Annotated in this window: 9 protein-coding genes; 4 read left to right on the top strand and 5 right to left on the bottom strand. The window is 66.6% G+C overall.

The genetic code is table 11. The annotated features are described in order from the left end of the window. Window positions 1–226, top strand: a 226-nt coding sequence (locus H261_RS25300) for a hypothetical protein (protein ID WP_235062842.1), incomplete at its 5' end; no start/stop codon positions are given. 442 nt (window positions 227–668) lie between these two features. Then, window positions 669–1,472: a transglycosylase SLT domain-containing protein gene (locus H261_RS01630; RefSeq protein ID WP_040475577.1), complete on the top strand. Its 804-nt coding sequence runs from the start codon at window positions 669–671 to the stop codon at window positions 1,470–1,472. Here H261_RS01630 and H261_RS01625 read toward each other — a convergent pair. From H261_RS01625 to purE, 3 genes are all read right to left on the bottom strand, one after another. Beyond that, the gene (locus tag H261_RS01625; RefSeq protein ID WP_008613576.1) at window positions 1,466–2,080 is read right to left on the bottom strand and encodes a DedA family protein; all 615 of its coding nucleotides are present in this window, start codon (window positions 2,078–2,080) and stop codon (window positions 1,466–1,468) included. The two genes, H261_RS01630 and H261_RS01625, sit on opposite strands and share 7 nt — an antisense overlap. A 100-nt stretch (window positions 2,081–2,180) precedes the next feature. Continuing rightward, entirely contained in the window at window positions 2,181–3,290 is a 1,110-nt protein-coding gene (locus H261_RS01620; protein ID WP_008613575.1) for a 5-(carboxyamino)imidazole ribonucleotide synthase, read from the bottom strand. Then, window positions 3,287–3,808 (bottom strand): 5-(carboxyamino)imidazole ribonucleotide mutase, encoded by a 522-nt coding sequence (gene purE, locus H261_RS01615; RefSeq protein ID WP_008613574.1) that lies wholly within the window; start codon window positions 3,806–3,808, stop codon window positions 3,287–3,289. Before purE ends, H261_RS01620 begins: the two co-directional genes overlap by 4 nt. A 149-nt stretch (window positions 3,809–3,957) precedes the next feature. On the opposite strand from purE, the gene H261_RS01610 reads away from it, so the two are divergent. Next, complete coding sequence (locus H261_RS01610) at window positions 3,958–4,698, top strand: GGDEF domain-containing protein (protein ID WP_008613571.1); 741 nt, start codon at window positions 3,958–3,960, stop codon at window positions 4,696–4,698. 10 nt (window positions 4,699–4,708) lie between these two features. Here the strand turns inward: H261_RS01610 and H261_RS01605 are convergent, their stop codons facing one another. Both H261_RS01605 and H261_RS01600 read right to left on the bottom strand, forming a co-directional pair. Next, a complete protein-coding gene (locus tag H261_RS01605) occupies window positions 4,709–5,377 on the bottom strand; it encodes a response regulator transcription factor (protein WP_008613569.1) in 669 nt (222 codons plus the stop codon). 130 nt (window positions 5,378–5,507) lie between these two features. Then, on the bottom strand, window positions 5,508–7,589 hold the full coding sequence (locus tag H261_RS01600) for a hybrid sensor histidine kinase/response regulator (protein WP_235062841.1): 2,082 nt from the start codon (window positions 7,587–7,589) through the stop codon (window positions 5,508–5,510). A gap of 141 nt (window positions 7,590–7,730) precedes the next feature. Here H261_RS01600 and H261_RS01595 point away from each other — a divergent pair, with 141 nt between their 5' ends. Continuing rightward, window positions 7,731–8,393: a hypothetical protein gene (locus tag H261_RS01595; protein WP_008613555.1), complete on the top strand. Its 663-nt coding sequence runs from the start codon at window positions 7,731–7,733 to the stop codon at window positions 8,391–8,393. Window position 8,394: the final 1 nt, after the last annotated feature.

The raw sequence follows: 8,394 nt of genomic DNA, 5'->3' as shown, positions 1-8,394 counted from the left end.
CGCATCTTTGATAAATAGTTCACGGCAAACTGTTTATCAAGGAGACATCATGAGCACCATTCACGAATCACAAATCGCTAATCACCAAAAAGAAATTGAACGCGACCCAGATGATTACGCTCGCCCATGCCCACACTGTGGTGGCATTACATTTGTTATCACCCTCTCAAATCGTCTAAAGTGCTTTGAATGTGAAGAGTTTTTGATGGTCGATGATGTCATCTAACGCAAGTGCGGGGTGGCATCATACGTAGTTGATGGGCTACTTGCTCGGGTATTAGTGATTTCTCCCAGGAAATGGGGCAGATTCGTGGGGGAGAATGTGGGGGAAAGGGTGGGGGATTAGCATTTGTCGATATATGCGAACCCCTTGAAAAATCAAAAAAAACCGCTGGGTTGCCCCAGCGGCTTGAGTTTAGGGAGGAAACGTCCAAGAAAGCAGAAAGGGGTCCGGAGACTGGCCTTTGCTGCAGTGCAATATATAACGGCCGATTTGCTGCGGCGCAAGATAAAAGAGGCCGGTGAAATGGCGGAAAACCGCCAAAACGGCCATTTTCGCCCAATGAGGGCTGCAACACAGGTATGACCACTTCGCGGCAAGAATCGTGGAATTTCTGGCATGGGCTGTGCAAGAATACCGGCGGCCGACGGGGCCCGGAGAGGGTGTGATGACGCTTCGACGCATGGCATGGATGGCGGGACTGAGCGCGGCGATGGCCGTGACGGCGCTTTCCGCCCATGCGGTGCCCACCTTGGGGAACGAGGGGCTGTGCGCCGCCGAGACCGCCACCCAGGAGCGGCTTTACGGCATTCCGACCGCGCTGCTCCACTCCATCTCCATCGTCGAATCCGGGCGCTACAATTCCCAGCACAAGGCAGTTATTGCCTGGCCGTGGACGGTGATGGCCGAGGGGCAGGGGCGATATCTGCCCAGCAAGGCCGAAGCCATCGCCGAGGTCAAGCGCCTCAAGGCGCGGGGCGTGCAGAATATCGACGTGGGCTGCATGCAGGTCAATCTGCGCCACCATCCCACCGCCTTCGCCAATCTGGACGAGGCCTTCGATCCGGCGGCCAACGTGGCCTATGCCGCCCGCTTCCTCAAGGGCCTGTTCAGCGCCACCGGCCACTGGCCGACGGCGGCGTCCTATTACCACTCCCAGACCCCCCATCTGGCCGCCGCCTATCGCGAGCGGCTGATGAAGGTGTGGAACGCCCCGCCCGGCGGAGCCGGCACCCAGGTGGCCTCGGCGCGGGTCAAGCCGGTGCCGCCGGCTCCGCCGCTGCGCCAGGTGCCCGGCAACGCCCAGGTGGAGGAGATGCGCAAGGCTTGGCGGGAGAACGCCCAGGCGGCCCGCGACGAGGCCGGCCGCATCGCCGACGCCTACCGCAAGGCCCGGGTCGCCGAGTATCAGATGCGCCGGGTCAAATTCCAGGAAGCGCGCAATGCGCTGAACGCCACCACCCGTTACTGAGCGGGGTCGGCCGGCTCTTCCACCGGCTTGGCGGCGGCGGACTGGCTGCGGCCGCGCATGGCGCCGAACACCCCGAAGGCGATCATGAAGACGATGAAGCCGCCCAGGACGAACCACTTGCTCTCGCCCAGCCATTCCTCGAGCTTGCGGCCCATGAAATAGCCGCCCCAGGCGAAGGAATGGGCCCAGATGGTCGCCGCGATGAAGTTCAGCACCAGATACTTGACGCGCGGCACGCCGGCGATGCCGACGATGAAGGGCGCCACGTTGCGCACGCCGTAGATCCAGCGGAACGACAAGATGAAGATGGCCGGGCTGCGGTTGACCGTGTCGAAGGCCCAGTCGATGCGGCCCGAGAGGCTGGGCCAGCGCTTGAGCAGCGGCGCCCCGTACTTGCGGCCGATATAGTAGTAGAGCTGGTCGCCGAAGAAGCTTCCGGTCAGCGCCGCCAGGGCCAGCAGCTCGACGCTGATGTTGAAGCGGCCCTCCGAGGCCAGGACCCCGGTGACGATCACCACCGTCTCGCCCTCGACGAAGGTCCAGGCGGTGATGAGCGGATAGAGCAGGTATCCGTATTCGGTCAGGACGTGGACGACCAGCTCTTCCAAGGCACTCTCATAGATCGAAGGGATGATAACCGGCAGTAAAAATCCGGCAATACAGGTCTAGGGTCAACGTCGAAATCGTTTGGTTACGAAATCGTCATGGCTATTGGCCGGAGCGCGGCCGGATACGGTTGACGTGGCCCATCTTGCGTCCGGGGCGGGCCTCGGCCTTGCCGTAGAGATGCAGCCGCGCCGAGGGGTCCTTCAGGATGTCCAGCCAATGTTCCGCGTCGGCGCCGATCAGGTTCTTCATCTCGGCGTCGGAGTGGCGCTCGGGCGTCCCCAGGGGCAGGCCGCAGACGGCGCGGATGAACTGCTCGAACTGGTCGGTGACGCAGGCGTCCATGGTCCAGTGGCCGGAATTGTGCGGCCGGGGCGCCATCTCGTTGGCCAGCAATCCGTTGGGGGTGACGAACATCTCCACCGCCAGCAGCCCGACCACGCCAAGCGCCTCGGCGGCGCGGTGGGCGATGTCCATGGCCTGGCCGATCAGCGACGGCGCGATGGGGGCGGGGACGGTGGTGGTGTCGAGGATGTGGTCGCGGTGGACGTTCCACACGGGATCGAAGGCGGCCCATTCGCCGTCGTGGCCTCGCGCCACGATCACCGAGATTTCGCCCAGGAAATCGATGAAGCCCTCCAGCACGCCCTGGCCGGCCTGGTCCAGGCCCTTGCCCAGGGCGGCCCAGGCTTCCGCCGGGTCGGTGTCGGGGCCGATCCTGACCTGGCCCTTGCCGTCATAGCCCAGCCGGGCGGTCTTCAGCACGGCGGGCCGGCCGATCTCGCCGATGGCGGTCTTGAGTTCGTCCAGGCTGCCCACCGCCCGCCAGGGGGCGGTCTCGATGCCGATGGAATTGAAGAAGCGCTTCTCGTTGATGCGGTCCTGCGCCACTTCCAGCACGCTCCAGCACGGGCGCACCGGCACGTGCTCGGCCATGTGGCGCACGCTTTCCGCCGGAATGTTCTCGAATTCGAAGGTCACCACGTCCACCGAGCACACGAAGCGCTCGATGGCGTCCTGGTCGTCGTAGCGGGCGATGGTGGCGGCGTCGCTCACCTGGGCGGCGGGGGAATCGGTCTCGGGGGTGAAGATGTGGACGCGATAGCCCAGCCTTGCGGCCGCCAGGGCGGCCATGCGGCCCAACTGGCCGCCGCCGATGATGCCGATGGTGCTGCCGGGCGGCAGCGGGGACGATGCGGGATCGTGGCTCACGGGCGGATCAGGTCGGGAGAATCGGGGTCCACCGGGGCCTCGGCCACGGAATCGGTCTGGCGGGCCCGCCAGGCCTCCAGCGCCGCATCCACCTTAGGATCCATCAGGGCGATCACCGCCCCGGCCAGCAATCCGGCATTGGTGGCGCCGGCCTTGCCGATGGCCAGGGTGCCCACCGGGATGCCGCCGGGCATCTGGACGATGGACAGCAGCGAGTCCTGGCCCTTCAGCGCCTTGCTCTCCACCGGCACGCCGAATACCGGCAGCGTGGTCATGGCGGCGGTCATGCCCGGCAGGTGGGCGGCGCCGCCGGCCCCGGCGATGACCACCTTCAGCCCGCGGCCCTTGGCCGAAGCGGCGTAGTCGTAGAGGCGCTTGGGCGTGCGGTGGGCGGAAACCACCCTGGTCTCGAAGGGGATGCCGAGGTCGAGGAGCACCTGGGCGGCGTGGCGCATGGTTTCCCAGTCCGACTGGCTGCCCATGATGATGCCGACCTGGGGAGGCGCTGCTTTGCCCATGCTCTGTTCCTACCCTGCCTCGGGAAGAGAAAGGGCGGAATTATATGCAGACGCGCCCTGGACGCAAGGACGTATTGCCGAAAATCCGGACAGACTTTCCGCCCCTGTGCTACCATGCCTTGAAAGCGGACTTCCCGTCGGGGGGAAGAATGGCCAACCAGTTTCGCAGCGAGCCGGTTTACAACATCGGGCATGTCAATGAATACGCCCTGGACCGGGATTCCCATCCTTCCGGCCATCACCCCCATTCGCCCTATCCCCAGAACGAACCGCCCCACGTCCCCCACAGCGTCGCCGACGTGGCGTCCATCCTGGGCCTGCCCGACGCCGCCATCACCCCGGCGGTGCTGAAGGCGGTCACCGGCCTGTTGAGCGAGGCCGACCGCCTGCGCTGGATGGAATCCCAGAACCGGCGGCGCCAGGCCTATCTGGAAGGCTTGGCCGAGCGCGACCCGGTGGTGCCGGCGCTCAACCGCCGGGGCTTCATCCGCGAACTGGAGGCGCTGCTCAGCACCGGCCACGGCTCGGGCACCCTGGTGCTGCTGCATGTGGCGGGGATCGAGCATCTGCGCCAGATCCAGGGGTTGGCGGCGGGGGACGGGGCGCTGCGCCACGTCACCGCCCATCTGGTGGGCTCGCTCCGCACCTCGGACCCGGTGGGGCTGATGGGGGGAAGCGATTTCGCCCTGCTGCTGTCGGGCACCGAGCTGACCGACGCCCGCGACAAGGTGCGCGACGTCATGGAGCGCATCAACCAGCAGCCCTTCTACTGGCAGGGCGACGTCCACAGCTTCGCGCTGTTTTCCGGCTACCATGTGCTGCAGCCCGGCGAGAACGCCGAATCCGCCATCGCCGCCGCCGACAGGGCGCGGCGCGGATTGCCGGGTTAGGCGCGTCAGTTCAGTTGATGACTTCCGGCATCACCCAGCCCGATTGCAGGGCGATACGCACCGCCTGGGCGCGGTTGGCCGCGCCGATCTTGCGGTAGACGTTGCGCAGATGGACCTTGATGGTGATCTCCTGCAACGACAGGGCGATGGCGATTTCCTTGTTGGTGCGGCCCTCGACCAACTGGGCGAGGATCTCGCCCTCGCGCCGCGACAGGCGGTCGAAGGGCGGCGGCGCGCCGGCCGGCTTGGTGGAGACCGGGGCGATGGTCTGGTTGGTGGGGTCCTCGAAGAAGGTGCTGGACGGCAGGTACTTCTCGCCCGACAGCACCAGACGCAGCGCGTTGACCATGGCGGTGCCGCTGACCGTCTTGGGAATGAAGCCGGCGGCGCCGGCCTGCACGGCGGACACCACGTGGTCGCGGGTGGAATAGCCGGAAACGATCACCACCGGGGTTTCGGGGATGCGGGTCTTGATCTGTTGCAGGCCGGTAAGCCCGTCCATGCCCGGCATCATCAGGTCCAGCAGCACCAGACCGATTCCCGGGGTTTCATCGATGACCTTGATGGCCTCGCCCAGGGTGGCGGCGTCCAGAATCTCCACGCCCGGGTCGAGCTCCTGGAGAAAGGGTCTCAACCCATCGCGGACCAGCTTGTGGTCGTCTGCCACCAGGATTTGCATGAGCCCCGCTCCCAATATCAACAGCTCTTGATCAATAGCCCTTGCCCGCAAGGACCCCCAACCTACTCGAAAGTATAAACAAGCTTTTTTGAACAAACAATGGCATCCGAGACGATCCCGGAAAAAACACCTAGGTCGGCGGTTGCAGGAACACGGTGACCAGTTCCCCCAATTGTCCCAGGGCCACCGGTTTCTTCAGGACGGCGCAACGGTCGTCCTCGAGATTGGCGGCGACCCGTTCGGTGGCGCCCAGATGGCCGGTGACGATGACGATGGGCAGCAGCGGGTCGTAGTCGCGCAGCTTCTCCACCAGCTGCTCGCCATTGCCGGCCGGCATGCGCAAATCGGTGATGACCACGTCGGCCGGGTCCTCGGAGAACAGCTTCCAGGCCTCGATGCCGGTACCGGCGATGCTGACCCGGTAGCCCAGTTCCCGCAGGTAGCGGGCCAGGGTCTGGGCGGCGGTGGCTTCGTCGTCCACCACCAGGATGTGGGAATCCCCCGATCCGGCCTGGGCCAGGGCGGGCGACAGGGCGGGCAGGGGGAGCGGGCCGGCGGCGTCCAGGTCCAGCGGCAGGGAAATGGCGAAACTGGCGCCCGCCGGGCTGTCCCGCAGGCTGAGGCTGCCCTTCATGGCGGTGATCAGCCCGTGGCTGACCGACAGGCCGAGACCGGTGCCGCGCCCGGCCTCCTTGGTGGTGAAGAACGGCTCGAACAGATGGGTCTTCATGCTCTCGGGCAGGCCGGGGCCGTTGTCGGTGATGACGATCTCCACATGGTCGTCCCGGCGCGCCGCCCGGACGAAAATCTCGCCGGACCAGTCGGCGGGCATGGAATCCTTGGAATCGCGCAGTGCGTGATGGGCGTTGTTGAGCAGGTTCAGCATCACCTGCTCCAGCTGGACGCGCCGCCCGCGCACCGGCAGCGGGACGGGGGGCAGTTCGTGGTGGACCGCGATGCCGTCGGGGCGGAACTGGCCGTCCAGCACCTCGATGGCCGAGCGTACCGCCAGGGCGGCGTCGAACACCTGGATCGGCGTGGTGTCGCGGCGCGAGAAGATGCGGATGTCGTCGATGATCTCGGCGGTGCGCTCGCACTGTTCGGCGATCAGAGCGAATTGCTGGGTCTGGAACTCCTGGTTCGCCTTGTCCCGCTCGATCAGCATCAGGGCGCCCTCGGCGGCGAGGCGGATGATGTTCAGCGGCTGGGACAGTTCGTGCACCAGCCCGGCGGCCATCTCGCCCAGGGTGGCCAGCTTGGCGGTCTGCAGCAGGGTCTCCTGCACCCTGGTGCGCTCGCTGATGTCGCGCACCACCAGCAGGCGGGCCGGCAGGCCCCGGAACGAGATGGAGCAGGCCAGGACCTCGGCCTCGAACGCCGTCCCGTCCAGGCGGAGCAGGCGGTAGTGGTTGAGGATGTGACCGGGCGGCGGCGAGTCCAGGCGTTCCAGGGCGTCGCCCCGGCTGTCGGGATGGACGAGGTCCAGCACCGGGCGGCCGGTCAGCGGCGCCCAGGAACTGGCGCCGAAGGCATGGATGGCGGCATGGTTGGCGAACAGGATGGAGCCGTGGCCGTGGACGACGATGGCGTCGGGGGCCAGTTCCACCAGTGAGCGGTAGCGCTGTTCGCTTTCGGCCAGTTCCTTGGCGATCTGCTGGTGGCGGGCCCGCATGCGGAGCGTGGCGATGCCGTGCGACAGGTTGCGGGCCACGCCCATCAGCATGCCGACCACCTGGGCGTCGAACATGCCGGGCTGGGCGGAGTAGAACATCAGGGCGCCGATGCGCTGTTCACCCTCGCCCACCGGCAGGGCGACGCTGGAGCGGATGCCGTAAAGCTCGGCCTTTTCCCGCCAGGGGGCGAAGATCGGCTCGGACCGGGTGTCGGAGACCACGAAGGGCTGGCCGCTGCGGATGGCGATGCCGGTCGGCCCCTGGCCGAACTCGTCGTCGTTCCAGCTGATGGGGATGTCGCTCAGGTAATCGACGGCCTGGCCGGCACGGGCCATGACCGTCACCTTGCGTCCGGGCGGCGGTCCGGCATAGCCGATCCAGGCGAGGCGATGGTCGGCCTCGGCCCCGATCAGGCAAATCTGTTCCAGCAGTTCCAACTCGTCGGAAGCCTGCAGCAGCGCCTCGGTGGCGCGGACCAGCAGGTTGGCCGCCTGATCCATCCTCCGCCGGCCGGTATTGGTGTCGCTGCCCCGGGACATCGTGTCCTCCCCATGCCTGCCGATGATGATACGGTGCATGGGGGAGGGTGCAACCGGATTGTTCCCGCCCGGCCGTTGTGGCCCTTGAGCCGGGAGCATGCCCGTGCTTTCCTCTGGCCGCCGATCGTCAGCGAGGATTCCGTGCGCCATCTCATCGCCTTGTTGCTCACCCTGGCCTGTGGTTTCCCTGCTTGGGCGGCCGAACCGGCCCTCGACCTGCTGGACGCGCCGGTCTCCTACACCGCCGCCTTTTCGGTCAGTTCGCCGCGCGGCACCTATCACGGCCGGGTCTGGCACATGCCGGGCCTGGAGCGGCGCGAGGTCGCCACCACCGGCGGCGGCCAGGGGGTGCTGATCGACCGCAAAGCCGATACCGCCACTCTCCTGGGGCTGTCCGGCAAGTGGTATGTGGGGCTGTCGCTGCGGGCCGCCGCCGGCATGGTCGGCGGGTTGGAGGCCTGGCAGGCCACCTGCACCCGTCTGCGCGACGAGACCGTGGCCGGGCTCAAGGCCACCCGCTGGAAGACCCGGGCCGAGGGCCCCAAGGGCGGCTTCACCGGTGACATCTGGACCAGCCGCGAAGGCATCGTGGTCAAGGCGGTCGGCGTGCTGAACAGCACCGATGGCGACGATTCGCCGGTGGAGATGACGCTGTCGGAGGTCAGGGTCGGGCCGGTGGACCGCCAGGTGTTCGACCTGCCCAAGGGCTGGTTCGGCTTCGACCTGCGTCAGGTGCCGCCGGACAAGGTGATCCAGGCGGTGGAAAGCCTCAGGCCGCTGCTCGAGGGCCGCAAGGGGAAGTAGG

The organism is Paramagnetospirillum caucaseum (genome assembly GCF_000342045.1).
GTDB classification, from domain to species: domain Bacteria; phylum Pseudomonadota; class Alphaproteobacteria; order Rhodospirillales; family Magnetospirillaceae; genus Phaeospirillum; species Phaeospirillum caucaseum.
Note: the sequence above shows the minus strand (reverse complement) of the source record. Positions and strands in the feature narration are given on the sequence as shown.

Coding starts and splice junctions, on each gene's coding strand:
- purE (WP_008613574.1), bottom strand. CDS start 3,808: ATGGGCAAAGCAGCGCCTCCCCAGGTCGGCATCATCATGGGCAGCCAG.
- H261_RS01610 (WP_008613571.1), top strand. CDS start 3,958: ATGGCCAACCAGTTTCGCAGCGAGCCGGTTTACAACATCGGGCATGTC.
- H261_RS01600 (WP_235062841.1), bottom strand. CDS start 7,589: ATGTCCCGGGGCAGCGACACCAATACCGGCCGGCGGAGGATGGATCAG.
- H261_RS01605 (WP_008613569.1), bottom strand. CDS start 5,377: ATGCAAATCCTGGTGGCAGACGACCACAAGCTGGTCCGCGATGGGTTG.
- H261_RS01630 (WP_040475577.1), top strand. CDS start 669: ATGACGCTTCGACGCATGGCATGGATGGCGGGACTGAGCGCGGCGATG.